Here is a 23212-nt window from a genome sequence, read left to right on the forward strand (position 1 = left end):
GATGGGGGGAGAATCGGATGGGGGGAGAATCGCATGGGTGGGGAGCGGGGGGATAGAATCGTGCAAGATTCTCGCAACGCCTTGCCCGGCCTCGTGATTGTGGCTCCGCTCACCCCACCCATCCTCCCCCGTCAGAGGGGGAGGTGCCGCATCGAGTTTGGGGCATGATCGAGCCCAACCCCACCGGCCGGTGGGGATGGTGGTCGGTGCGTGAAGGGAGTTGCCGAGCAGCCACCGGTTCGTCACACCGCCCGGCGGTTGCCCTCGTAGACCGCGACCAGGCGGTCGATGGTCATGTTCCAACCGGCCACCATGCCGCAGTTCATCCACCAGTCCATCCGTTCCTCGGTGAAGTGGTCGGGGAACTGCACGTGGAAATCCATCACGGTCTGTGCGCCGTATGGGGTTAGCCGGATGGTGACCAGCGGGCTCTCGTCGAGATTGCTCAGATCAAGCTCCGGCCAGCCGCCGACGGCGCCCCAGTAGAACACCAGCTTCCGGCCCGGCACGATCTCGCGATAGACGCCGCCGGTGAAGTAGCGCTTCTCGGGGCTCTCCACCATTTCCTGGCGCCACTGGCCGCCGACACGGAGGTCGACCGTCACCGGGTGCTCGGTGGGGTTGCCGGGGTTGAAATACCAGTCGAGATAGGCCGGGTCGGTCCAGGCTTCAAACACGACGCTGGCCGGGGCCGCGAAGGTGCGTTGCAGGGTGAGGCCGCGGTCGAGGGTGTAGGTGGCGGGCATGTCACTGATCTCCCTTGGGGTTGTTTGCGGCATCGGCGCGGGCGCTCATCATGGCCTTGAGCTGTGTGTCGAGCCGGTCGAAGCGGGTGGTAAAGAACTCGCGGTACTGGGCCATCCACTCGTCGGCAGCGACGAGAGGGGCGATCTCCAGCGTACAGGGGCGGGACTGCGCTGAGCGCTGCTTGCTGATCAGCCCGGCCTGCTCGAGCACCTTCAGATGCCGCGAGACGGTAGGGAGGGTGAGCGCGAAGGGTTCGGCCAACTCGTTGACGGTCGCCGGGCCCTGGGTCAGCCGCGCCAGCATGGCGCGACGGGTGGGGTCGGCGAGAGCGGCGAAGGTGGCGGTGAGTGGATCTTGTGTTTGCATATGTAGGTAATTACGTGAAGACGCAAATAATGTCAACGGCTGGACGCAGGGCACCTGTGACCCTGCGGCGCTTGTCTCGCCGTCACACAGATGCTTTAGGGACGCCCACTCGCACGCGGCCACGGATGGCCCGACATTTCCAGGGCCTCCCACGCGCATGATCCGCCTCGAAAATATCAGCAAGCAGAACGGCAAGCAGATCGTCTTCATCGAGGCGTCGGCGGCGCTGCAGAAGGGCGAGAAGGTTGGGCTGGTGGGCCCTAACGGCGCGGGGAAGACCACCTTGTTCCGGATGATCACCGGCGAGGAGCAGCCGGACGAGGGGCAGGTGGCGGTCGATCGCGGCATCACCATCGGCTATTTCAGCCAGGATGTCGGCGACATGGCCGGCCGCACCGCCGTGGCCGAGGTGATGGAAGGCGCGGGCCCGGCCGGCGCGCTGATCGCCGAGATGAGCGAACTCGAGGCAGCGATGGGCGATCCCGATCGCGCCGACGAGATGGACGAGATCATCACCCGCTATGGCGAGGTTCAAGGGCAGTTCCAGGAGCTCGACGGCTACAGCCTCGATGCACGGGCGCGCGAAGTGCTCAACGGGCTCGGCTTCAGCCAGGAAATGATGGACGGCGACGTCGGAGCGCTCTCCGGCGGCTGGAAGATGCGCGTGGCGCTCGGCAAGATCCTGTTGATGCGGCCCGATGCGCTGCTGCTCGACGAGCCCTCCAACCACCTGGACATCGAGAGCCTGATCTGGCTCGAGGATTTTCTGAAGCGCTATGACGGCGGCGTGCTGATGACCTCGCACGATCGCGCGTTCATGAACCGCGTGGTCAACAAGATCGTCGAGATCGATGGCGGCTCGCTCACCGCGTACTCGGGCGACTACGAGTTTTACCAGCAGCAGCGGGCACTTAGCGACAAACAGATGCAGGCGCAGTTCGAGCGCCAGCAGGCGATGCTGGCCAAGGAGATCGCCTTCATCGAGCGGTTCAAGGCTCGCGCCAGCCATGCGGCACAGGTGCAGAGCCGGGTCAAAAAGCTGGACAAGATCGACAAGGTTGAGCCCCCCAAGCGTCGCCAGACCGTGAACTTCGAGTTCCGTCCGCCGGCCCGTTCGGGCGAGGACGTGGTGATGCTGAAGTGCGTCGACAAAGCCTATGGCAGCCGGACGATCTACGAGGGGCTGGATTTCCATGTCCGGCGCAAGGAGCGCTGGTGCATCATGGGCATCAACGGCGCCGGCAAATCGACGCTGCTGAAGCTGGTGGCAGGCAGCACCGAGCCGGACAACGGCTCGATCAATGTCGGCCCCAGCGTCAAGCTCGGCTACTTTGCGCAGCACGCCATGGACCTGCTCGATGGCGACCGGACGGTGTTCCAGTCGCTGGAAGACAGCTTTCCGCAGGCGGGGCAGGCGGCGTTGCGGGCGCTGGCCGGGTGCTTCGGTTTCTCGGGTGACGAGATCGAGAAGAAGTGCCGGGTGCTGTCGGGCGGCGAGAAGGCACGGCTGGTGATGGCGAAGCTCCTGTTCGACTCGCCGAACTTCCTGGTGCTCGACGAGCCGACCAACCACCTGGACATCGCAACCAAGGAAATGCTGATCGAGGCGCTGTCGCAGTACGAGGGGACGATGCTGTTCGTCTCACACGACCGCCACTTCCTCGCGGCGCTCAGCAACCGGGTGCTGGAACTGACGCCGGAGGGCGTGCACTCCTATGGCGGCGGCTACACCGAATACGTGGCGCGCACCGGGCAGGAGGCTCCGGGACTCAGGGGGTAGGGCCAACCTCCGGCCTGCCTTCTCCCCTTGAGGGAGAAGGCCAAGGAGCCGTCGACCCGGCATACGGCTCAGGTCGCGATGCCGTGCACCGGTGGCAGCGGGTGGGGCAGGTCGGTTTCGCCCAGCCGTCCCCGCAGTTCGATCTCCAGCTCGCGGCAGATCTGTGAGATCGGCACGTCGTTGGCGTTGCCTTCGAACGGGTTGGAGGTGCTTTCGCCGACCAGGTCGAGCGCGAAGTACATCCAGCCGATGAGGGCGCTGAACGGCACGCTCAGCCAGATCATCGCGCCGCCGGCACCGGCCACCGCGGCGAAGGCCGGCACCACGCCGAACGGGAGGAGGGTGCCGAAGATGACGACGAAGATGGTGCTGACCACGGCGTATTGGCGTGGGTAGGGCGTGTTCTTGATGCGGTCGCAGCGCGCCTGCTGGTCGTGGCAATCGCGCAGCAGCTTCATGAGCTCGGAATAGACCTGGGTGGGGATCGCATTCTGTTTGAGCAGGGCGTTGATCTCCTCCCCCTGGAGATGGAGCAAGGTCAGCGCGGGGTGCGGCTGGGCGGCTATGCCGCCCGCGTCGGCTCCGAGCAGGGCCTGAAGCTCCTGCGGCAGCGAGGTGAGGTCTTCCTGGAGCTGATAGTAGCGGCGGCGGAAGGCGCGGTTCACTCCCTTGCCCGCGGTCTCCCAGGGCATCGGTCGGCGCAGCGAGAAGCGCAGCGCGGTGAGCCAGGCGAGATGGCGGCGGATCACGCGGCGGGCGGTGTCCTTGTCGAGGAAATCGCAGCTGAGGCTTGCCAGCAGCCGGCTGATCGCGGCGATCTGGGCGAAGGCCTGCAGCGCCTCTGAGCTCCGCTGCAGCACCTGGCCGTTCTTGAAGCCGGCGACGAGCGCGACGCTGGTTCCGAGCACCGCCACGATCGGCCAGGGGATGGAAAACCCGGCCAGTGGCGGCAGGCTGTACGCCGCCACCGCCACGAGGCTGACGACCAGCATGTAGAGCGCCCCGCGCCGCGACCAGACGGCAAAATCCAGCAACCGATATGAGCGTCCGACGTGCATTGAGCAACTCCGAGATTCGATCTGGGCAGTATGGCACGCGCGGGGGAGAGTCACCGCCATTCGCGGCGACGGCGGTGTCGGGCAGAGGATCGAGGCTGGGTAGCCGGCCAAGGTCGCTAAATTGCGATCTTTCGCCAGAATGAGATGTTGATCGTCTTGATCTAGCGTTGCTTTCCGATGGCAGGGGGCCTGCCGCGGGGCGATTTTCAGATGTTTGGCTATTTCGACACGATGCTTCGATATTTCGAGTTCGCGGGTCGTTCGTCGCGTACCCAATATTGGGTGTTCACTTTGACGTCGTGGGTCCTGTTCGGCGTCGCGCTGTACGTGGATGTGTCGGTGCTAGGGTATTTTGGGCCGAGCGGGCGCGGTTTCGGGCCGCTGACGCTGTTCTGCATCTTCGTCCACATCATCCCAAACATCACGGCAACGGTGCGGCGGTTGCACGACAGCGGAAGATCGGGCTGGTGGTACTGGATCTCGTTGGTGCCGTTCGTGGGCGGCTTTTGGCTGCTGGTGCTGTTGTTCCTCGGGCCGGATACTTACGGCGCGAACGACTATGGCGACGATCCGCGCGAGGACGGGCCGGCCGTGGCGCCCCGAGGCAGGGCGCCAAAGCTCAGCCGGTCGCAGCTGTTCGTTGCAGAGATGGAGGCGCGCCGGCGGGCGCGGGGCTGACGGTCAGCCGATCACCTTCCACTGCTCGTCGCGCGGGCCGGTGGGGCGGAAATCGTAGCGGTCGACGCCAAGGCCGTGCAGCGTTGCCAGCTCGATCAGCGAGAAATCGGCCGGGTCGGGGCGGTTGAAATTCATCGGCTCCTTCAGCACCACCGGCGGGTTGGTCATGAAGCGCACGTTGGGCGAGTGATTGTTCGACGAGGCGTGCAGCATGTAGGGGTGGAGGATGATGAAGTCGCCGACCTCGCCGGTGACCTCGACGAACTCCTCGCACTTGTCGATCAGGTGACCGAAATCGAAGGAGGGATCGACGCCCTCCGGATGGTCGGCGAGGTAGCGCGCCACGTGCTTGATCGAGTCCGGCGCGATGAAGGTGCCGCCGCCCTTGTGGCCGACATTGGACCAGTAGACCACGGTGAGCAGACCCTGCTCGCGGCTATCGAGGAAGTGGCGGAAGAAGCTGCCGTCCTTGTGCCAGCCGCCGGCCTCGGGCGACGGCTTCATCCACGGCTTGTCGGCGCCGCGGCGGAAATTGACGATGAAGGCGTCCGACCACTCGGTTGAATCGATGGTGGTGAAGTGCTGCGACTCGATCTCCATGACCTTGTGATCGATGCGATCCTCGCCGCCGGTCACGTCGCAGAGCGCGCCCCAGGCCTTGGGCGAGATATCCTTGATGGCCGCGATGTTGTTGCGGTCCATCCAGACGATGTCCTTGGTCCAGGTCGAGCGGTCGACGGGGTCGTAACCGAGCCTGGTGTAGGCCTCGGCGGTCCACTTCCGCGCCAGATCATGGTCGAGGCAGCCTTTGACGAGGACGTAGCCCTTTTCGACAAAGTGCTGCGCCTGCTCGGGAGTGAGCACCTGGAATTGCTGGGAAGTCATCGGATGTTCCTACAGGTGGGATGGCTCTGACAGATCGGCTCGCGGCGGCGGAGTGCTAGTATACAAGCACGGATTCTGTGGGGGTGGAACTCGACAAAGGGATGCCCGCGCGCGGCCGAGCACGGCGGGCAGACGGCTGTCAGGACGGGCTAGGCGGCCTTGGCCGTGCGCGGCTGGAACGTGGCGCGGGCGATCGAGATGCTGAGGCCCGAGGAGCTGTTCTCGGTTTCCATCTGGGCGTCGAGTTGTTTCACCAGCGCGCGCACGATGGCAGTGCCCAGACCGCTGGCGGGCTTGGCGTCGTCGGCCGACTTGCCGACGCCATTGTCGGAGACGGTGAGCTTCCAGTCGGTGCCGCTGATTTCGTAGCTCACCTGGATCGCTGCATCGTCCCTCGGCTCGGGGAACGCGTACTTTACCGCGTTGATCAGCAACTCGGTGACGATGAGACCGATGCTGACGGCGCGGGCGGAGTCGATCATGCCGCGGTCGGCAGTGGTGACGATGGCGATGGGACGGCCCTCGCCGATCATCGAGGTGCCGAGGCTCTCGCACAGCGTCGTCAGGTAGCCGCGGACTTCGATCTCGTCGATGCCCTCGGAAGCATGCAGGTGCTGCTGAACTGCCGCCACCGACATCACGCGTTGATGGGCGTCCTGCAGATGGAGGCGGGTCTCCTCCGAGGTGACTGCCCGGGCCTTGAGCAACAGGATGCTGGCGATGATCTGCAGACTGTTGGCGACGCGGTGCTGCATCTCCTGCAGCAGCATCTGCTTCTGGCGCAGCAGTTCCTCGGTCTGGCTGAGCAGGTCCGCCTTCTCGCGCTCGATGATGCGGCGCTCGGTAACATCGAGGAAGGCGAGCAGGATCGTCGAGGTGTCGCTGTTGTCGTAGACGACCTTGCGGGCATTGAGCAGCATGGTGCGCTGGCCGACGAGCGGGAAATCGTGCTCGACCTCGAAGCCATCCATGGCAACCTTTTCGGGGATGATGGTCTCGAGCAGGACGCGGAGCGCCGGAATGTCCCACTGGCCGTCGCCGAGGTCATAGAGCAGCCGCCCTTGCGTCTGCTCGGGGCTGACCTTGAACACGTCGTAGAATGAGCGACTGGCCGCCAGCACGCAAAACGCGTCGTCGAGCACGATGAAGGGCTCGATGATGGTGTTGACGATGGCCTGGGCGAGCGTCTGGGCGTCGGCGATCTTGATGATCGGGGACATCATTGGGTCGACGGTCCGATCTGGATCAGCACTCCGGCGGCGAAGCTGCCGGCTGATACGGGGGGCAGTGTAGGGGGTGTGGGGGTGGATGTCGCGATTTATGTCGGGGGTGCTACCAGCCGGAACGTATGCTGAACACGTCGGACGAAATGTCCGTTGGCGTGTGGACATTAAGTGGCGTAGTATTGGACATGATGACGTATTCAGACTTCCAGCAACAGCTCACCCACCTCGGCATCTCCAGCGAAGAGGCAGCCCAACTTCTAGGCTATTCCGACCGCACTTTGCGGCGGTGGGGCGAGGAAGATCAGATTCCCGGGGTCGCAGAGGCGGCCATCCGCGCATGGCGCAAGCTTCATGAGCGTCGCATCCCTTGGAAGCCGGACACTCTGTCGGTCTTCGACGATGATCAAGATCAGATCTCGAGGATGCGCGACCATGCCGTCGAGGTCGCCGAGATGATCGCGCGTGTCGAGGCGCGGGGTGGCCCCGCCGCACCGTGGCAGGTCGATCTGGACAAAGGCACTGCCACACTCGGCGGCGCCACCGTCACCTTCTACCACTTGGCCAACGGTGCGTTTTCGCCCAGCCAGTACTCGCGGCGCGACGTGCCGCCTGACACTCATCGTGATCAGCATCTGATCGAGGATGCCGCCTACTGCATCTATCGGGCTTTCAGGGGATCCACAGCGCGTGCCGAGGCACTGGAAGCCGTCGCTCGCTACGTGCGCAAGCACGCGCAACTCTACGTTCGCACGGGCGCGCGCAAACACAGTCAGGGTCAGCGGAGTGCTCATGAGTTGCTTATTCTGATGGTCGCAGGTGAGCTTGAGGAACTTGCTGCGCTCGCGGTGTCGAACCGCGTCACCTACCGTGACTTCCAACTTAAGCTGGAGCGTCTCCATCAGCTCGGTTTCTCACCCGAGCTGGGTCTCGTGTCGGAGGTAGCGCGGGTGTTTCGCTAGCCCCGATAGGGCCCAAGCCATTATCCCGATAGGGCCCAAGCCATTCCGGACCGCTCTTGCGGGTAGAGTGCGCAAAGCGGCCCCTTGACACCTCACCCGACACACGCCTATCAATCCCCACCTAAATCTGGAGCACGATCCGTGCAGAAGCTTATCGTAGTAGTGGGGCGCATCGAGCACGTGGGGTAAATCCCTGCGAGGGTCGGTGCGCTCGTTCGAAGGTCCCTAACGGGGCCTTTTTTGTTGCCGAATTTCCGCCGGTGACGGCGCGTTGCGAATAGAAGACCGGCTGAGCCCGGGTGGAGTGAGAGAAAATGGCCGAGCAGATGACAGGCGCCGAGATGGTGATCCAGGCCCTGGTCGATAACGGGGTGGAGCATATCTTCGGCTACCCCGGCGGGGCGGCGTTGCCGATCTATGATGCGATGTTCCAGCAGGACAAGGTGCAGCACATCCTGGTCCGCCACGAGCAGGGCGCGACGCACATGGCCGAGGGCTATGCGCGCTCGACCGGCAAGGTCGGCGTGGTGCTGGTGACCTCGGGGCCGGGGGCGACCAATGCGGTCACCGGGCTGACCGACGCGCTGATGGACTCGATCCCGCTCGTCTGCATCACGGCGCAGGTGCCGACGACGCTGATCGGCTCGGACGCGTTCCAGGAATGCGACACGGTCGGCATCACCCGCTCGTGCACCAAGCACAACTATCTGGTGAAGAGTGTCGCCGACCTGCCGCGGGTCATGCATGAGGCGTTCCACATCGCCAATTCGGGCCGTCCGGGTCCGGTGCTGGTCGATATCCCCAAGGACGTGCAGTTCGCGCTCGGCACCTATCTGGGGATCGACGAGGTCGGGCCCAGCCGCCACAAGAGCTATCACCCGGCCGGCGCCGGCGACAGCAAGGCGATCGAGCAGGCCGTCGACATGATGCTGAAGGCCGAGCGGCCGATCTTCTACACCGGCGGCGGCGTCATCAACTCGGGGCCGGAAGCCTCCGAGAAGCTGCGCGAGCTGGCGGAACTGACCGGCTTCCCGGTGACTTCGACGCTGATGGGGCTGGGCGCCTTCCCGGGCTCCAACCCGCAGTGGATGGGCATGCTCGGCATGCACGGCACCTACGAAGCCAATATGGCGATGCATGACTGCGACCTGATGATCAACATTGGGGCGCGGTTCGACGACCGCATCACCGGGCGGATCGACGCGTTCTCGCCGGGCTCGACCCGCATCCATGTCGATATCGATCCGAGCTCAATCGGCAAGAACGTCCGCACCGATCTCGCCATTGTCGGCGACAGCGGGCTGGTGATGGAAGAGATGGTCCGCATCTGGCGCACCAAGACCAACCAGCCGCGCACCGAGGCGATCGCGCCGTGGTGGGAGCAGATCGAGGGCTGGCGCAGTAAGCACTCGCTGGGCTTTAAGAACTCGACCACGACGATCAAGCCGCAGCACGCGATCAAGCGGCTGTATGAGGCGACCAAGGGGCGGGATGTCTACATCACCACCGAGGTCGGCCAGCACCAGATGTGGGCGGCGCAGCATTTCCCGTTCGAGATGCCGAACCGCTGGATGACCTCGGGCGGGCTAGGCACGATGGGCTATGGCCTGCCGGCGGCAGTCGGCGTGCAGGTGGCGCATCCGGATGCACTGGTCATCGACATCGCCGGCGAGGCGAGCGTGCAGATGACCATGCAGGAGATGTCGACGGCGGTGCAGTACGGCCTGCCGATCAAGGTGTTCATCCTCAACAATGAGCGGATGGGCATGGTCAGGCAGTGGCAGGACCTGCTGCATGGCGGACGCTATGCGCACAGCTATTCGGAGAGCCTGCCGGATTTCGTCAAGCTGGCGGAAGCTTACGGCGGCAAGGGCATCCGGTGTTCGGACCCGGCGCTGCTCGATGCGGCGATCCAGGAGATGCTCGATTACGATGGCCCGGTGCTGTTCGACTGCATGGTCGAAAAGCACGAGAACTGCCTGCCGATGATCCCGTCGGGCAAGCCGCATAACGAGATGATCCTGCCCGACTTCGAGGACGATATCGGCGCGGTGATCGACGAAAAAGGCCGGCAGCTGGTTTGAGGAGCTAGAACCATGAACGCACATTTGCAGCCGAGCGGTTCGGCTTACTTCCTCGCCGCGGAAACGCAGAAGCCGGAGCGGCATACGCTCTCGGTGCTGGTCGACAACGAGCCGGGCATTCTCGCCCGGGTGGTCGGGCTGTTCTCGGCTCGCGGCTACAATATCGACAGTCTCACTGTCTCAGAGACCGAGCACGAGAAGGGGTTGAGCCGTATCACCGTGGTTACGGTTGCTACGCCCAAGGTGCTGACGCAGATCAAGCTGCAGCTCGAGCGGCTGATCCCGGTGCACCGGGTGCATGACCTGACCAGCGAGGGCAAGTCGCTGGAACGCGAGCTGGCGCTGATCAAGGTCGGCGGCTCGGGCGAACCGCGGGCCGAGGCGCTGCGGCTGGCCGATGCGTTCCGCGCGCAGATCGTCGATGCGACCACCGAGAGCTTCGTGTTCGAGGTGACCGGCAAGCCATCGAAGATCGACAGCTTCATCGCCCTGATGATGCCGCTGGGGCTGATCGAAGTGGTGCGCACCGGACTCGCGGCGATTTCGCGCGGGCCGGAAGGCATGTAAGACACGGAGGCCGGGAGCGATCCCGGCCTTTTCGTTCGAGGGGATCTACTCGTGTCTTTTGCGTCGCACCCGTTCCGCGGGCCGTTGTTCATGGTCATCGCGACCTGCTCGTATGTGATCAACGACACGATGATGAAGCTCGCGACCGAGGGGCTGCCGCCTTACGAGGTGCTGATGCTGCGCGGTTGCGCGGGGCTCTTGTGGGGGCTGCCGCTGATGCTGCTGCTCGGCTATGGCAAGCAGTTGCCACTGGTGTTCGAGCGGCGGGTGCTGGCGCGTAACCTCGCCGAGATGGCGGCGATCCTCTGCTACGTGGTGGCGCTGGCCAACATGCCGATCGCCGATGCCTCGGCGCTGGGGCAGATCACGCCGCTGCTGGTGCTGCTGGGCGCCTCGATCCTGTTCCGGGAGCGGATCGGCGGCGTGCGGATGGCGCTGATCGGGGTCGGCTTCATCGGTGCGATCATGGTGGCGCAGCCGACGATGCAGGGGATCTCGATCTACGCCGTGCTGGCGCTGGCCAATGCCGTGCTCTGTGCGGTGCGTGATATTGCGGGGCGGCGGGTGGCCGCCGAGGTGCCGGGGATGATCGTTGCGATGTCGGCGATCATCGTGGTGCTGATCGGGGCAGGGGCGATGCATCTCGTCACGGAGCAATGGGTGACGCCGCAGACGCATCACCTGCTGCTGCTCGCCGGCGCCGGACTGTTCCTGATCTTCGGGCACTTCTTCATCTTCATGGCCTACCGCGTCGGGCCGACCGGCGTGGTGGCGCCGTTCTATTACTTCTTCACGTTCTGGGCGGTGCTCTCGGGGCTGGTGGTGTTCGGGCAGTTCCCGAACCTTCTCGCCATCAGCGGCATCGTGCTGGTGGTGGCGAGCGGGCTTGCTATCGTGCTTCTCGATGAGCGGAAGCGCCGGTTGGCGCCGGTGGCGTAGGGCCATGTTCGGCGCCGATCGGGCTCATCAAAACGTTCGATTGGCTGGCCGGCGTCCGATGCGGTAAGCCTCGCGCCTGAACCTGCCGAGGCCCGCGATGACCCATCTCAGCGTCAATCTCAATGCTGTCGCCATGCTGCGCAACCGGCGATCGGTGCCGTGGCCGAGTGTCACCGGCATAGCGCGGATCGCGCTCGATGCCGGCGCGGACGGGATCACGGTGCATCCGCGGCCCGATGAGCGGCATATCCGGCGGACCGACGTGTTCGAGCTGGTGACGCTGCTGCGGCAGGACTATGCGGGCCGCGAGTTCAACATCGAGGGCTATCCGACCGAGGATTTCCTGACGCTGGTGGAGCGGGCGGCGCCGGAGCAGGTGACGTTCGTGCCGGACGATCCGCTGCAGGCGACGTCGGACCATGGCTGGCACATCGAGGCCAACCGGGCCGTGCTGGTGCCGGCGATCGAGCGGATGAGGAAGGCCGGTATTCGGGTATCGCTGTTCATCAATGCCGATCCGGCGGCGCCGGCGGCGGCGGCCAATGTCGGCGCAGACCGGGTGGAGCTCTATACCGGACCTTATGGCGGATCGCTGAAGCCTGAGGTGCAGGCGGTGCATCTGGCGGCGCTGAAGGAGACAGCCGACGCTGCACGGGCCGCCGGCCACAACACGCGGCCGGGGCAGGGTGGACTGATGGTCAACGCCGGGCACGACCTCAACCTCGTGAACCTGCCGCCACTGAAGCAGGCGATCGCCGATCTGGCGGAAGTGTCGATCGGCCATGCCATCACGGCTGACGCGCTGATCTACGGCATGGCTGAGACGGTTCGGCGCTACAAGGCGGCCTGCGCCTGACCGTTCAGGAGCGCCTGAGCTAAGTGCTTATGCTGGCGTGCATGACCGCCATCGGTGCGCTTTCGCACATACGTTAACGGGCAACACGCGGTTGGCGGTCAAATCCGACTTAACTACCGCCGACGCCGCTCATTTCGCTTCAACCGTGGATGGACCAAGTTGGGGTCTTCCACGGATCGGGCGGGTTGCCATATGGCTTTGAGAGCAGTTGCGTACGAGCAGGCGATGAGCGACCCGATCAACGAAGCACTGGTGCTCTATACCGGGTTCGGCAGCTCGCCATTCCCGCGGGCCAAGACGCCGCATCTGGTGCAGCGCTTCGGCGAGGCCGAGGGCACTGAGCTGAAGCAGCGCATCCTTGGGCTGCTCGAGGAGCTGCAGCAGCCGGTCGATGGGCTGGAGAAGCGCTCGAAGAAGAGCCTGACCGAGCGGGCGATCGAGCAATTGCAGCCCAGGCACCCTGAGCTCGATGATTCCGGGTTGAAGGCGCTGGCCTGGACCTATTCCTTCGGGCTGCGCTGACACGCCTCCGTTACCAGTCGTTCGGTAATCGCGAACGGTGCATTTCGCATTCGGCGAGAATGACGCATCAGCTGGGCCGCAGCGCGATGGCGCGCTCGGTGAGGCCCGGAATAGCTTCACTCACAGTCCTGTAACCGCACGCACATGGCTGTGCCCGGGTTTGGATTCTGTGCCCCCGCTTCAAATTGGTGCCTGCTTGCACCGGGCCATGTGGGTCACTTATTTGCCGCTAGTCACATTTTGTTACTAGGAGTGCAGCAGCAAATGACCAAACCCAAGATCGCCGTCATCATCAGCTCGATCCGTCCGACCCGCTTCGGCGACAAGCCGGCGCAGTGGATCGCCGATCACACCGCCGCTCGCGGCGACGTCGATGTCGAAATCGTCGACCTGAAGGATTACCCGCTTCCGCTGTTCGACGCGGCCGCGTCCGACTTCTGGATGCCGACCCCGAACGAGGTTGCCGCCAAGTGGCAGGCCAAGCTCAACGAGTTCGACGGCTACATCATCGTCACCGCCGAGTATAACCGCTCGATCACCGGTGCGCTGAAGAACGCCATCGACTGGGCCTACAAGCCGTTCATCAAGAAGGCCGTGGCCTTTGTCGGCTACGGTTCGGTGGGCGGCGCCCGCGCCATCGAGCACCTGCGCAACATCATGGTCGAACTGCAGGCCGTGCCGGTTCGTCACGCCGTCCACATCGGTGGTTCGGACTTCATCCCGATCATGATGGGCCAGAAGAGCTGGGACGACACCAAGGGCAACTTCGACTTCTTCGTGCCCGAGATGCTCGACAACCTGGTGTGGTGGACCAATGCCACCCGCAACGCACGCCAGGCCGACGCGGCCGCCGCGGCGACCAAGGCCGCCTAAACCCCGGCTTTCCGTTTCCGGGGTTCTCCTCCTTTCGCACCCCGGTCGGGGACGGTGCTTCCCATGGCACCGTCCCCTTTTGTATTGTCACGTGGCCGATTGGGCGGCGGGTTGAGTGTGTAAGCCGTTGGGTGTAGACAACCGCCCTCGACAGGCGGAGCCCTTCATGGCACCCGAGAATACCGCTGCCCAGCCGGACAGCTCGACCACTCCCCTAAATGAAGAACTGAACCAGGGCCTCCCCGTGCTGATCATGGGGGCTATCGGTGTCGTCTACGGCGACATCGGAACGAGCCCGCTCTACGCGTTCCGAGAGGCGCTGCATGTCTCGACGGGGCATGGCGCGCGGATCGACCCGACGATCGTGCTGGGTCTGCTGTCGCTGATCGTCTGGACGCTGATCATTCTCGTCACGGGCAAGTACATCACCATCGTGCTCCGCGCCGACAACAAGGGCGAGGGCGGCACCCTGTCCCTCATGGCGCTTGCACAGGCGAGCTTCACCAATCGACCGGCCTGGGTGCTGGCGCTCGGCGTGCTCGGCGCCGCGCTGTTCTACGGCGACGCCATGATCACCCCGGCGATCTCCGTGCTATCGGCCATCGAGGGCATCCAGGTCGTGGCGCCCGCCTTCGACCGGTGGATCATCCCGATGACCATCGTCGTGATCATCGGCCTGTTCGCGGTGCAACGCTTCGGCACCAGCGGCGTCGCCGCGGTGTTCGGCCCGATCACGGTGGTCTGGTTCCTGGCGCTGGGCTATTTCGGGCTGACGCGCATCATCGAGGATCCTGCCGTCCTCTCCGCGCTGAACCCACTCTACGGGGTCAACTTCATCGCGACGCACACGGCGATCGCGGCGGCCACGTTCGGCGCTGTGTTTCTCGCCGTCACCGGGGCCGAGGCGCTCTACGCCGATCTCGGTCATTTCGGCCGGAAGCCGATCATCATCGCCTGGATCGCGCTGGTGTTTCCCTGCCTCCTGCTCAACTATTTCGGGCAGGGCGCCTATGTGCTGGGCCACGGCGAGGCGGTCGCGAACCCGTTCTACCAGATGCTGCCGGACTGGTCGCAGGTGCCGATGGTCATCCTCGCGACAATGGCCACGGTCATTGCCAGCCAGGCGGTGATCACCGGCGCCTTCTCGCTCACCCGGCAGGCCGTGTCGCTGAACATCCTGCCGCGCATGACAGTGCTCCACACGTCCGCGACCCAGCACGGGCAGATCTACATGCCGCTGGTCAACGGCCTGCTGATGGTGGCCGTGGTCCTACTGGTGCTCGGCTTCGGCAGTTCGAGCCACCTGGGCGCCGCATACGGCATCGCTGTCACCGGCGAGATGATCGTGACGCTGGGATTGCTGGTGGTTGTCATGAGCCGCATCTGGCATTGGCAACCCTGGATGATCGCTGCGGTCGTCCTGCCCATCGGGATCATCGAGGTGATCTTCTTCTCCTCCAACGCCGCCAAGTTCTTCCAGGGCGGCTGGGTGCCGGTAATGGTGGCGCTGTCGATTGCGGCGACCATTGTGATCTGGATCTGGGGCCGCCGGCGGCTGACCGAGAAGACGCGGCGCGACGAGGTGCCGCTCGAGTTCCTGGTGGAGAACCTCGCCAAGAAGAAGCCGACCATCGTGCCTGGCACGGCGGTATTCCTCACCTCCGATATCGAGGGCGCGCCGACGGCGCTGTTGCACAGCCTCAAGCACTACAAGGTGCTGCACGAGCACAATGTGATCCTCACGGTGATCACGTCCGACCGTCCGCGCGTGGCGGACGAGGACAAGATCAGGATCGATGCCTACAACGACCTGTTCTACCGGGTGGTGGTGACCTTCGGTTACATGGAAACGCCGAATATCCCGAAAGCACTGGCGCTTGCCCGCAAGCTCGGCTGGAAGTTCGACATCATGTCGACCTCGTTCTTCCTGTCTCGGCGGTCGCTGAAGCCATCGCCGAAAGGTGGGATGCCGCTGTTCCTCGACCGTATCTTCATCGCGCTGGCCCGCAACGCGACAGACGCAACGGAATACTTCCACATTCCTACCGGCCGCGTGGTTGAAATTGGCACGCAGGTGGTGATCTAGTCCGCTCGGGGAACCGAGGGACGCGAGCCTGCTGAAATCACTGGACATTGCGATCGCTGGGGCGGGACCCGGCGGGTTGGCGACGGCGCTGATGCTCAGCCGTGCCGGCCATCGCGTACGGCTGTTCGAGCGGTTCGAGACGCCGAGGCCGGTGGGCTCGGGGTTGATGCTGCAGCCGACCGGGCTGGCCGTGCTGGAGGCGCTCGGCCTTTATGACGAGATCGCAGTGCTGGGAGCGCGGATCGGACGGCTGGTCGGCACGGATGCTCGCAGCGGCCGCGTGGTGCTCGACGTGGGCTATCGGCCGCTGGGGTCGGAGGTGCATGCGATCGGCGTCCATCGGGCGACGCTGTTCAACGTACTGCACGATGCGGTGGTGGTCGACGGGTTGTCGATCCGCACCGGGTTCGTGGTGGAGCGGCTGGAGCGGTCGGGCGGCGGCCAATGGCTGCTGGGGCCTAATGGGCGCGAGGGCCCGTTCGACCTGGTGGTCGACGCGCTCGGCTCGGCTTCGCCGCTGAAGGTCGAGGCGCAGGTGCCGAGCCGGACGCGACCGCTGAGCTTTGGCGCGATCTGGGGCACGGTCCCCTGGGTGGACGCGGGCTTTCGGCGCGACGCGCTGATGCAGCGCTATCGCCAGGCCAGCGTGATGATCGGGGTGTTGCCGGTCGGTCGCCAGAGGCGCGATGCGCCCGAGCAGGCGGCGCTGTTCTGGAGCCTGAAGCCGGAGGCTTACGCGGCGGTGCGCTCAGCCGGGATTGATGGGTGGCGCGAACAGGTGATGGGCCATTGGCCCGAGACCGCGCCGCATCTCGAGGCGATCGCCGATTTCGACCAGATGACCTTGGCGCGCTATGCGCACCATACCCTGCGGGTGCCGGCCGGTGACGGGATCGCCTTTATCGGCGACAGCGCGCACGCGACCAGCCCACAGCTCGGGCAGGGTGCCAACATGGCGCTGCTGGATGCGGCGGCGCTGAGCAGTGCGTTGGCGAGTTCCGGATCGATCGGGGATGCACTCGACAGCTATGCGCGGCTGCGGCGCTGGCATGTGCGGCTCTACCAGATGCTGTCGCTGACACTGACGCCGTTCTACCAGTCCGACGGCGTTGTCCTGCCCTTGGCGCGTGACGTGCTGGTATCGGCGATGGCCAAGCTGCCGCCGGTTCAGTGGGTTCTGGCGGGCATGGTGTCGGGGCAATTGCTGAGTCCGCTGAAGGCGATCGGCCTCACAGCGAAAGCGTTACGCGAGGTGCCGGCGTGAGCCGGCCGCACGTCCTGATCGTCGGCGGCGCCGGCGTGTTCGGCTCGCGGCTGGCCCGGCTGCTGGCGCGGCGAAAGGGATTCCGGGTGAGCCTCGGCGGGCGCACGGAGAGCCGGGCGCTGGCGTTGCAGCGGGAGCTGCGGCTGATCGACGAGCAGGGCGAGTTCGGCTTCGTGATGATCGACCGCGACCGGATCGGGGCCGAGCGCCTCAAGGAAATCGACTGCGACGTGGTGGTGGATTGCTCGGGGCCGTTCCAGCTCAGCGGCACGCAACTGATCGAGGCCGCCATCGGGGCGCGATGCCACTATGTCGATATCGCCGACTCGCGTGCGTTCGTTACCGGCGTCAGCAAGTTCGACAGCGCGGCGCGGGCGGTGGCGATTTCGGTGATCTCGGGGGCGAGCTCGACGCCGGGCCTGACGCATGCCGTGCTCGACAGCGTGACGAGCGCCTGGCTTACCGTCGACAGCATCGATATCGCCATCGTGCCCGGGAACCGGACGCCGAAGGGCCGCTCGGTGATCGAGGGGATCCTCAGCTGGGTCGGGCAGCGGGTGCGGGTGTTCCGCGAGGCCGGGTGGGAGCAGGGGCGCGGGTGGAGCGGCGGCCGATGGGTGACCATCGAGGGGCTGCCGCGAAGGCGTGCGATGCTGGCGGACGTCCCGGATCTCGATCTGGTGCCGGCGCGATTTGCGCCGCGGGTGCGGGCCGGGTTTGACGCCGGGATGGAACTGCCGGTGCTGAACTGGCTGATCGGGGTAGTGGCGGTGCCGGTGCGCTGGGGACTGGTGAAGTCGGCGCGCGTCTTCGCGGGGCTCGGCACGCAGATTGCCATGTGGCTCGACCGGTTCGGGACCACCGATGGCGGCATGCTGGTCGAGGCGGCCGGGCAGGATGCGCGGGGCGATACCCGGGTGGTCCGGTGGTGGCTGAGGGCGGCGAACGGTGATGGTCCCTATGTGCCGGTGGCGCCGGCCGCAGCGGTGGTCGAAATGCTGACGCTTGGCGGCCGGTTGCGCGGCGGGGCCCGCTCGGCCGCGGGGATCGTCACGCTCGAGCAGATCAGGCCGTGGTTCGATGGGCTCGCCATCGAGACCAAGCAGATGGCGTTTCGCGGCGAGAAGCCCCTGTACCGGCGGGTGATGGGCGATGGGTTCGACCGGCTGCCGGAGGTGACCCGGCGGGTGCATCGCGGCCGGCCGGCTGTGATTGCCGAGGGCGAGGCCGTGGTGGCGCCGCCGGAGAATTTCGTCACCCGGTTCCTGGCGCGGCGCTTCGGGCTGCCGCTCGACGAGGGGCGGATACCCGTGCGGGTGGTGATCGAAAGCCGCGACGGGCGCGAGCATTGGACCCGGTTCTTTGCCGACAGGCCGATGCGGTCGGTGATGAGTCTGGCGTCGGAGGGCCTGATCGAGGAGCGGTTCGGGCCGGTGGCCATCCGGATGCGGCTGGTGCCGCGTGGCGACGGGCTGGATATGCAGCGGGTCTCGGGCCGGCTCTGGGGCGTGCCGATTCCCGGCTTCCTGCTGCCGGTGATCAAGGCCGAGGAGCGGGTAGACGAGGGTGGCCGCCATCGCTTCGAGGTCGAGATCGCGCTGCCGCTGCTTGGCCGGCTGATCGCCTATCGCGGCTATCTGGTGGTCTGACGCCTAGATCGCGAGGGCCGCGTCGCGCTTGCCGTAGGCGCGCAGGAACGTCTTCACGCCGTTGCGGGCGGCCTTCTCCAGCTGCGCGTCGCTGACGGTTTCGCCCGGTTCGTTGGGAAGATCGGCGCCGATCAGCGCCATGAACTGGCGGGCCGCGAGATCAGGATCGTCGAGTTCGATGTCGCCGGCGCGCGCCAGGCGGGCAAAGCGAGCGGAGATGGCCGGCCAGTTCTTGCCGGGGCCGTAGTCCTTCCAGGTCTCAAAGAGCTCCGGGTAGCGCCGCCCCTCGTTCTCGATCAGCTTGCGGAGCGCGCGGGAATTGGCGTCGCAGAGGCAGTTTCGGGTGAGCCGTATAGCGAAGGCGACGAGTTCGCGGCCGATGTCCTGCGGCTGATCAGGGAAGGTGGCGAGCGTCGCGACCATGCGGGTGCTGCCCTGCTCGGTAATGTCGCGCACCACCTCGGCGAACAGTTTCTCCTTGTCGCCGATCTGATTGTAGATCGTCTGCCGCGAGACGCTCGCCTCCTCGGCGATGGCGTCGATGCTGGCGCCGGTGAAGCCATCGCGCACGAAGACCGCGGTGGCGGCAGCGATGATGGCGCATCGCTTGTTGTAGTTACCCCGCTGCATGGCTGGGCTGCGAACAAGGTCGTGGCTGATCTCCATGCAGAGGAGGATAATGGGACTTGACGAATTGGACAAGAGTGTCCAAAAGTCATTTTGACACATGTGTCCATTTTTATGGACGGCATCGTCACATTAGCGGCAGCAGAGCCGGGTAGAACCCGGTGGATATGAGACGACGCGCGGGGGTGAAACGCGCGCGCTTGATCGCCGCCCGGTCGAAGGGATATTCAACTGGTAAGTTATATACTGATTGGTTAAATACGAGCAGGTTGGGAATCACTGCTATGAACATGAACATCTTGAAGTCGGCCCTCGTGCTTGGGCTGCTGTCGGTGATCGGCCCCGTCGCCATCGACATGTATCTGCCGGCGCTGCCGGAAATTGGCGGACAGCTGGGGGCGAGCACTGCATCGGTGCAGCTCAGCCTGATGTCGTTCATGGCCGCATTCGCGGTCGGTCAGCTGATCTACGGTCCGATCAGCGACATGGTCGGGCGCAAGCCGCCGCTGTATTTCGGCATCGCGCTGTTCATCATTGGCTCGATCGGCTGTGCGGTTTCCCCTTCGGTGGAGTGGCTGATCGTCAGCCGATTCATCCAGGGTATCGGCGGGTGTGCGGCGATGTCGCTGCCGCGGGCCATCGTGCGTGACGAATATACCGGCGCCGAGGCGGCGCAGCTGTTCAGCCTCATCATGCTGGTGTTCTCGATCTCGCCGATCCTTGCCCCGCTCTCGGGCAGCATCGTCATCGCTTTTGGCGACTGGCGGCTGTTGTTCTGGGTGATGGGCGCGGTGGGGGTGCTCGGGCTGATCCTGTCGGTCGTCGCGCTCAAGGAGACGCGGCCGAAGCATCTGCGGACCGAGTCGAGCCTCGGTGGCGCGATCCGTGGTTACGGCTCGTTGCTCGTCGACTGGAACTTCATGGGCCTGACCTTCATCGGCGCCTTCGGCATGTCGGCCTTCATGGCCTTCATCGGCAACTCGAGCTTCGTGTTCATCGAGCACTATGGGCTGACGCCAACCGAGTACAGCCTTGCGTTCTCGGTCAACGCGATCTCGTTCTTCGCGGTGTCGCAGTCGACCGGCTTCATGGTGAAGCGCTTCGGGTTGCAGCGGGTGGTTCGCTGGGCGGTGACCGGGTTCGCAGTGTCGATGGCGCTGCTGGCGGGTATCTTCGTCGCCGGCATCGACAGCATGTGGATCCTCAGCGGCCTGATGTTCGTGGCGTTTGGCTTCCTCGGCCTCGTGCTGCCGACGACGGGCGTGCTGGCGATGGAAGAGCACGGCGAGTTCGCCGGCACCGCATCGGCGCTGATGGGGACGCTGCAGATGGTGCTCGGCGCGGTGGTAATGGGCATCGTGGGTGCGTTCCACGACGGCACGGCCATTCCGATGGTGCTCGGCTTTGCGGTCTGTGCGGTGCTGGCTTTCCTGCTGACGCAGGTGACGATCCGCACGACGACGACGCCGGTGGTCGGTGCGCCCGCCGAATAACTGGCCTAACCCATGCGGGCCGGTCGGGCGCGAGGGAAACCTCGCGCCCTTTTCTTAAGGGCGGGCGGCCCTAGATGCTGGCCTGCACACTTTGCAGCGCGGCATAGACCCCGCTCATTGCCATCAGCTCGTCGTGCGTGCCCTGTTCGGCGATGCCGTCGCGGCCGAGTACGAGGATGCGGTCGGCGTGCCGAACGGTCGAGAGGCGGTGGGCGATGACGATGGTCGTCCTGCCCCGCGCCAAAGTTAGCAGGGCCTGCTGGACCGCCCGCTCACTTTCGTTGTCGAGGGCGCTGGTCGCCTCGTCGAAAATGAGGATGGCGGGATCCTTGAGGAAGGCGCGAGCAATGGTCAGACGTTGTTTCTGCCCGCCGGAGAGCTTCACCCCGCGCTGCCCGACGTCCGTGTCATATCCGTGGGGCAGGGCCATGATGAACTCGTGCGCGTTGGCGGCTCGCGCCGCGGCCTCGACCTCCACGTCGGTTGCGCCGGGGCGACCGTAGCGAAGGTTGTCGGCCACCGAGCCGGCGAACAGGTAGACGTCCTGCTGAACGACAGCGATATGGCGGCGGAGCGTCTCCAGCGTCACGTCGCGCACGTCTCGCCCATCGATCCGGATTGCCCCAGCATCCACATCATAGAAGCGCGGGATAAGCGCGCAGAGCGTGCTCTTGCCGACGCCGGAGGGGCCGACCAGGGCGACGAACTCGCCGGGAGCGATATCGAGCGACAGGTTGCGCAGCACATGCGGCCCGCCCGCCTCGTAGCGGAAGGTGACATCGTCGAAGCTGACGGCGCCGGTGGGCGTGGGCATCGGAACGGTCGCCGGCCGATCGGCGATGTCGGGGGCGACCTCCAGGATCTCCATGGCACGGGTGAACCCGGTATACCCCTCCTGCAGCAGCCGGGCGAAGTTGGCGAGGCGCTGGATCGGATCGACCAGCACGGCCACGCAGAGGAGGAAGGTCAGCATCTCGGCGACGGTGAGTTCGGCCGACAGGATGCGAAGCGCGCCCACCACCACGACCAGGATCATCACCAGCTGGGCGAAGCTCTCAACGCCGATGGAGAACCAGGCCTCGGACTTGTAGCCATCGGCGCGGCTCATGACGAACCGCTGGTTCTGCTCGGCAAATCGCTGCGTTTCCAGCGTCTCGTTGGTGAAGGACTGGACCACGCGAATGCCGCCCAGGGCATCCTCGACCCGCTCGTTGACGGCGGCGATCTGCTGCTTGCTGCGCTCGAGCGCCCGGTTCATGCGCCGGTTGAAATAGAGGGCATAGGCGAGGGCCAGCGGGGTCAGCGCCAGGATGAGGCCGGCCAGCAGCGGATCGATGAAGAACAGCACCAGCATGGCCCCGCCGAACTTGAGCACGGCGATGGCGAGATCTTCGGGACCGTGGTGGAACAGCTCGCCCACCCAGAGGGAGTCGCTGGTGATGCGGCTCATCAGCTGGCCGGTGCGCTGCCGGTCATAGAAGCTGAAGGACAGCTTCTGGCAGTGCTCGAAGAGCTCCTGGCGCATGGCCGCTTCAATGCGGGCGCCCATCACGTGGCCCTGATAGTCGACGAAGAAAACCGCCGCCATCTGGATGGCGAGGACAGCCAGCATGCCGCCGCCCATGGCGAGGATCTGCCAGATGACTCCGGGCGCATGGGGCAGGGCCAACAGCCGCGTGGTGATGAAGTTGGCGCCGAGCGGCAGGGCGATCGCGGTGCCCGCAACCAGCACGGCACAGATCAGGTCGGCCGCGAGCAGCGGCAGATGTGGGCGATAGTAGGAGAAGAACTTCCGTACCCGCGCCGAGCGCCGCTGACGGGCAGCGGGGTCGGACGAGTCGGCGATGCGATGGTGGAGCGGCTTATGGCGCGGCGGGTTCTTCCTCGCGCGCGGGAAGGTGGAAGGCATGAAGCGTGATGTCCTTGCTGAGATGGGCTCCTTTCCGAGTGGACAGCGTCGCTTTCATCGTGATCTCCCGAGGGCATGAATTGAGGGCGGACCATAGGCGAGGTGGGATGCCCCGACAACCGGGAGTGCCGGTTGTCGGGTGGCGGTGTGGTTGACGGGCAACAGGTGCAGCGAACGCTCGCGGCAACGTGCCGGGGTTCAGCTCTTGGGCATGTCCGGGCAGACGTAGGGCACGGTGGCCGTCACGTACTTCTCCTCGACCGCGTCGCTGCCGAGCTTGAGGCTCAGCACCAGTTCGGCGTCGGTGAGCGAGACGATGTCGGCGTTGATGTCCATGCCGTCCTCGTTCCACTTCAGCGCGGTGTCCGAGGTGAGCTCCCATGCCGACAGGCGGTGGGTTTCCCAGCAGGAATCCTGCACGAGGGTGCCGTCGGAGAGGAAGATCTTCATTACGCCGGGCAGGTCGCCATCGGCCTTGGTCCAGACCCGATCGACGAGCCCGGCCTTGCTGGTCTTGGCATCGGTGGCGGATTCGGTTGCCGTATCCTCGGCGAAGGCGGGAAGGCAGGCAGTGGAGCCGACGCCCCACATGGCGAGCAAGGCGAAGAGGGCGGCTTTGCTGGTCATTCGGCGTCAATCTCCAG

The 23212-nt window shown here is 65.3% G+C and carries 21 protein-coding genes; 13 read left to right on the plus strand and 8 right to left on the minus strand.

Translation table 11 applies throughout. The annotated features are described in order from the left end of the window. Positions 1 to 242 precede the first annotated feature (242 nt). Together AC1DV8_RS19285 and AC1DV8_RS19290 are read right to left on the minus strand one after the other, a co-directional pair. Positions 243 to 746 carry an SRPBCC family protein gene (locus AC1DV8_RS19285; protein WP_477158563.1) on the minus strand — a complete coding sequence of 168 codons (504 nt, stop codon included), beginning with the start codon at positions 744 to 746 and terminating at the stop codon, positions 243 to 245. A gap of 1 nt (position 747) precedes the next feature. Beyond that, positions 748 to 1113, minus strand: coding sequence for an ArsR/SmtB family transcription factor (locus tag AC1DV8_RS19290; protein ID WP_477158564.1), 366 nt, complete (start codon positions 1111 to 1113; stop codon positions 748 to 750). A gap of 157 nt (positions 1114 to 1270) precedes the next feature. Here AC1DV8_RS19290 and AC1DV8_RS19295 point away from each other — a divergent pair, with 157 nt between their 5' ends. Further along, a complete protein-coding gene (locus AC1DV8_RS19295) occupies positions 1271 to 2893 on the plus strand; it encodes an ABC-F family ATP-binding cassette domain-containing protein (protein ID WP_477158565.1) in 1623 nt (540 codons plus the stop codon). Between the two features lie 68 nt (positions 2894 to 2961). On the opposite strand, the gene AC1DV8_RS19300 is transcribed toward AC1DV8_RS19295, so the two are convergent. Next, positions 2962 to 3951 carry a bestrophin family protein gene (locus AC1DV8_RS19300; protein ID WP_477158566.1) on the minus strand — a complete coding sequence of 330 codons (990 nt, stop codon included), beginning with the start codon at positions 3949 to 3951 and terminating at the stop codon, positions 2962 to 2964. A gap of 231 nt (positions 3952 to 4182) precedes the next feature. Here AC1DV8_RS19300 and AC1DV8_RS19305 point away from each other — a divergent pair, with 231 nt between their 5' ends. Continuing rightward, positions 4183 to 4629, plus strand: a complete 447-nt coding sequence (locus AC1DV8_RS19305) for a DUF805 domain-containing protein (protein ID WP_477158630.1) — start codon at positions 4183 to 4185, stop codon at positions 4627 to 4629. A gap of 3 nt (positions 4630 to 4632) precedes the next feature. On the opposite strand, the gene AC1DV8_RS19310 is transcribed toward AC1DV8_RS19305, so the two are convergent. Beyond that, positions 4633 to 5514, minus strand: coding sequence for a phytanoyl-CoA dioxygenase family protein (locus AC1DV8_RS19310; protein ID WP_477158567.1), 882 nt, complete (start codon positions 5512 to 5514; stop codon positions 4633 to 4635). Between the two features lie 149 nt (positions 5515 to 5663). Further along, positions 5664 to 6737 carry a sensor histidine kinase gene (locus tag AC1DV8_RS19315; protein WP_477158568.1) on the minus strand — a complete coding sequence of 358 codons (1074 nt, stop codon included), beginning with the start codon at positions 6735 to 6737 and terminating at the stop codon, positions 5664 to 5666. A gap of 125 nt (positions 6738 to 6862) precedes the next feature. Between AC1DV8_RS19315 and AC1DV8_RS19320 the strand changes: the two genes are divergently transcribed. From AC1DV8_RS19320 to AC1DV8_RS19365, 10 genes are all read left to right on the plus strand, one after another. After that, a complete protein-coding gene (locus AC1DV8_RS19320) occupies positions 6863 to 7699 on the plus strand; it encodes a MerR family transcriptional regulator (RefSeq protein WP_477158569.1) in 837 nt (278 codons plus the stop codon). Positions 7700 to 8013: 314 nt separating this feature from the next. Next, complete coding sequence (locus tag AC1DV8_RS19325; RefSeq protein ID WP_477158570.1) at positions 8014 to 9783, plus strand: acetolactate synthase 3 large subunit; 1770 nt, start codon at positions 8014 to 8016, stop codon at positions 9781 to 9783. Positions 9784 to 9795: 12 nt separating this feature from the next. Beyond that, positions 9796 to 10350 carry an acetolactate synthase small subunit gene (gene ilvN, locus AC1DV8_RS19330; protein ID WP_055045130.1) on the plus strand — a complete coding sequence of 185 codons (555 nt, stop codon included), beginning with the start codon at positions 9796 to 9798 and terminating at the stop codon, positions 10348 to 10350. Positions 10351 to 10401: 51 nt separating this feature from the next. Further along, on the plus strand, positions 10402 to 11289 hold the full coding sequence (locus tag AC1DV8_RS19335) for a DMT family transporter (protein WP_477149729.1): 888 nt from the start codon (positions 10402 to 10404) through the stop codon (positions 11287 to 11289). 97 nt (positions 11290 to 11386) lie between these two features. Next, positions 11387 to 12145, plus strand: a complete 759-nt coding sequence (locus AC1DV8_RS19340; protein WP_477158571.1) for a pyridoxine 5'-phosphate synthase — start codon at positions 11387 to 11389, stop codon at positions 12143 to 12145. Positions 12146 to 12370: 225 nt separating this feature from the next. Continuing rightward, positions 12371 to 12667, plus strand: a complete 297-nt coding sequence (locus AC1DV8_RS19345) for a hypothetical protein (RefSeq protein WP_477158572.1) — start codon at positions 12371 to 12373, stop codon at positions 12665 to 12667. A 264-nt stretch (positions 12668 to 12931) separates the two neighbouring features. After that, the gene (locus tag AC1DV8_RS19350) at positions 12932 to 13540 is read left to right on the plus strand and encodes an NADPH-dependent FMN reductase (protein WP_477149726.1); all 609 of its coding nucleotides are present in this window, start codon (positions 12932 to 12934) and stop codon (positions 13538 to 13540) included. Positions 13541 to 13706: 166 nt separating this feature from the next. After that, positions 13707 to 15626, plus strand: a complete 1920-nt coding sequence (locus tag AC1DV8_RS19355; protein ID WP_477149725.1) for a potassium transporter Kup — start codon at positions 13707 to 13709, stop codon at positions 15624 to 15626. Positions 15627 to 15678: 52 nt separating this feature from the next. Further along, positions 15679 to 16890, plus strand: coding sequence for an FAD-dependent oxidoreductase (locus AC1DV8_RS19360; RefSeq protein ID WP_477158631.1), 1212 nt, complete (start codon positions 15679 to 15681; stop codon positions 16888 to 16890). Further along, on the plus strand, positions 16887 to 18539 hold the full coding sequence (locus tag AC1DV8_RS19365) for an SDR family oxidoreductase (RefSeq protein WP_477158573.1): 1653 nt from the start codon (positions 16887 to 16889) through the stop codon (positions 18537 to 18539). The genes AC1DV8_RS19360 and AC1DV8_RS19365 overlap by 4 nt, the downstream gene beginning before the upstream one ends. A 3-nt stretch (positions 18540 to 18542) precedes the next feature. Here the strand turns inward: AC1DV8_RS19365 and AC1DV8_RS19370 are convergent, their stop codons facing one another. After that, the gene (locus AC1DV8_RS19370; RefSeq protein WP_477149722.1) at positions 18543 to 19169 is read right to left on the minus strand and encodes a TetR/AcrR family transcriptional regulator; all 627 of its coding nucleotides are present in this window, start codon (positions 19167 to 19169) and stop codon (positions 18543 to 18545) included. Between the two features lie 281 nt (positions 19170 to 19450). Between AC1DV8_RS19370 and AC1DV8_RS19375 the strand changes: the two genes are divergently transcribed. Further along, positions 19451 to 20659, plus strand: coding sequence for a multidrug effflux MFS transporter (locus AC1DV8_RS19375; protein ID WP_477158574.1), 1209 nt, complete (start codon positions 19451 to 19453; stop codon positions 20657 to 20659). 70 nt (positions 20660 to 20729) lie between these two features. On the opposite strand, the gene AC1DV8_RS19380 is transcribed toward AC1DV8_RS19375, so the two are convergent. Both AC1DV8_RS19380 and AC1DV8_RS19385 read right to left on the minus strand, forming a co-directional pair. Continuing rightward, the gene (locus tag AC1DV8_RS19380; RefSeq protein ID WP_477158575.1) at positions 20730 to 22568 is read right to left on the minus strand and encodes an ABC transporter ATP-binding protein; all 1839 of its coding nucleotides are present in this window, start codon (positions 22566 to 22568) and stop codon (positions 20730 to 20732) included. Positions 22569 to 22766: 198 nt separating this feature from the next. Continuing rightward, the gene (locus tag AC1DV8_RS19385) at positions 22767 to 23195 is read right to left on the minus strand and encodes a hypothetical protein (protein WP_477158576.1); all 429 of its coding nucleotides are present in this window, start codon (positions 23193 to 23195) and stop codon (positions 22767 to 22769) included. Positions 23196 to 23212: the final 17 nt, after the last annotated feature.

The organism is Devosia sp. P3_B2 (assembly GCF_056402875.1).

Coding starts and splice junctions, on each gene's coding strand:
- ilvN (WP_055045130.1), top strand. CDS start 9,796: ATGAACGCACATTTGCAGCCGAGCGGTTCGGCTTACTTCCTCGCCGCG.
- AC1DV8_RS19345 (WP_477158572.1), top strand. CDS start 12,371: ATGAGCGACCCGATCAACGAAGCACTGGTGCTCTATACCGGGTTCGGC.
- AC1DV8_RS19370 (WP_477149722.1), bottom strand. CDS start 19,169: ATGCAGCGGGGTAACTACAACAAGCGATGCGCCATCATCGCTGCCGCC.
- AC1DV8_RS19340 (WP_477158571.1), top strand. CDS start 11,387: ATGACCCATCTCAGCGTCAATCTCAATGCTGTCGCCATGCTGCGCAAC.
- AC1DV8_RS19285 (WP_477158563.1), bottom strand. CDS start 746: ATGCCCGCCACCTACACCCTCGACCGCGGCCTCACCCTGCAACGCACC.
- AC1DV8_RS19385 (WP_477158576.1), bottom strand. CDS start 23,195: ATGACCAGCAAAGCCGCCCTCTTCGCCTTGCTCGCCATGTGGGGCGTC.
- AC1DV8_RS19375 (WP_477158574.1), top strand. CDS start 19,451: ATGAACATGAACATCTTGAAGTCGGCCCTCGTGCTTGGGCTGCTGTCG.
- AC1DV8_RS19355 (WP_477149725.1), top strand. CDS start 13,707: ATGGCACCCGAGAATACCGCTGCCCAGCCGGACAGCTCGACCACTCCC.
- AC1DV8_RS19290 (WP_477158564.1), bottom strand. CDS start 1,113: ATGCAAACACAAGATCCACTCACCGCCACCTTCGCCGCTCTCGCCGAC.
- AC1DV8_RS19380 (WP_477158575.1), bottom strand. CDS start 22,568: ATGCCTTCCACCTTCCCGCGCGCGAGGAAGAACCCGCCGCGCCATAAG.
- AC1DV8_RS19295 (WP_477158565.1), top strand. CDS start 1,271: ATGATCCGCCTCGAAAATATCAGCAAGCAGAACGGCAAGCAGATCGTC.
- AC1DV8_RS19315 (WP_477158568.1), bottom strand. CDS start 6,737: ATGATGTCCCCGATCATCAAGATCGCCGACGCCCAGACGCTCGCCCAG.
- AC1DV8_RS19320 (WP_477158569.1), top strand. CDS start 6,863: ATGCTGAACACGTCGGACGAAATGTCCGTTGGCGTGTGGACATTAAGT.
- AC1DV8_RS19325 (WP_477158570.1), top strand. CDS start 8,014: ATGGCCGAGCAGATGACAGGCGCCGAGATGGTGATCCAGGCCCTGGTC.
- AC1DV8_RS19300 (WP_477158566.1), bottom strand. CDS start 3,951: ATGCACGTCGGACGCTCATATCGGTTGCTGGATTTTGCCGTCTGGTCG.
- AC1DV8_RS19310 (WP_477158567.1), bottom strand. CDS start 5,514: ATGACTTCCCAGCAATTCCAGGTGCTCACTCCCGAGCAGGCGCAGCAC.
- AC1DV8_RS19305 (WP_477158630.1), top strand. CDS start 4,183: ATGCTTCGATATTTCGAGTTCGCGGGTCGTTCGTCGCGTACCCAATAT.
- AC1DV8_RS19350 (WP_477149726.1), top strand. CDS start 12,932: ATGACCAAACCCAAGATCGCCGTCATCATCAGCTCGATCCGTCCGACC.